1 protein-coding gene is annotated in these 1,118 nt (G+C 34.6%); it reads left to right on the top strand.

The window, feature by feature from the left end; all coding sequences use genetic code 11:
• Positions 1-271: 271 nt before the first annotated feature.
• Complete coding sequence (locus DLM75_RS24025; RefSeq protein WP_118971034.1) at positions 272-1,045, top strand: toll/interleukin-1 receptor domain-containing protein; 774 nt, start codon at positions 272-274, stop codon at positions 1,043-1,045.
• Positions 1,046-1,118 lie beyond the last annotated feature (73 nt).

Below are 1,118 nucleotides of genomic sequence, written 5' to 3'. Positions count from 1 at the left end.
CTCTTTCGTTAGGCGACATTATGAAAGTTATGACTGAAGAAATACTAAATTTCCGAATAATTGGATCATATGTAAATGACCCATCTTTAAAAGCTTCATATGTTGTATTGTATATGATGACAAGGACTTAGAGACTGAAATATTCCGTGAAATTACGGAGATTCCTATACATATTATATTAACTCAATACAAAACAATTAACCCTGAACCTGAACTGCAGAAATCGACTTTTTCCAAAGCGAAAGCAAGAGCGTTAACGGGGAATTACATTTTGGGAACTGAATACGTACAAACACTAGCTAAGTTAAGTAACAAAACTTCCACGCCAGATGATGAAACAATCAGGAAATATTTACTCCAAGCATTATTAAATATTAGAAGAAATCATTTTGTAATATATAAGACGTATGATTTCGAGATAGACGGGTTTTGTGAAATTCTCGGAATCGATCGGGGGTTGTTCATATTTATAGTCGAACTATTAAAAGAAGAAGGTTTAATATCAGAGACTGAAATAAATGATCACTTTAAACCCAATCCTATTTTTCTGACCGCACTAGGATATAAATATATTATTGCTTCTGATGTGCGGAGACCAACTATGAAAGGTGTAGACAATTCGGATAGTTTTGAATATGACATTGTAATCTCTTTTGCCGGAGAAGATCGTAAAATTGTTGAAGAGATCAAAACCGCTTTAGATCAAAGGAAAATATCAGTATTCTATGATGATGACTCAAAAGCGGATTTATGGGGAAAAAATTTGTATTCACATTTAGCACATATCTATGGAAAAGCGGGAAAATATTGTATCATGTTGCTTTCGCAAAATTATTCGAAAAAATTATGGACTAATCATGAACGGGAACATGCTCAGGCGAGAGCATTTAGAGAAAACAGAGAATATATTCTACCTATTAGGATAGATAATACGGAAATTCCAGGAATAGCTGAGACTGTTGGATACATCGACTTTAATAAATCGTCTGCCAATGAAATAGCAGATTTAATCTCGCTAAAGTTAGCGAAATTGAAAACTTTTTAGAGCAAATTCATAACGTCGCCTAACTTCGACTTCTCGCTCCGTTCGTCACTCACGGTTCCCGCTCGGACTCACT

Origin of the sequence: Leptospira stimsonii (assembly GCF_003545885.1) — a bacterium.
Lineage (GTDB): Bacteria > Spirochaetota > Leptospiria > Leptospirales > Leptospiraceae > Leptospira > Leptospira stimsonii.
Note: the sequence above shows the minus strand (reverse complement) of the source record. Positions and strands in the feature narration are given on the sequence as shown.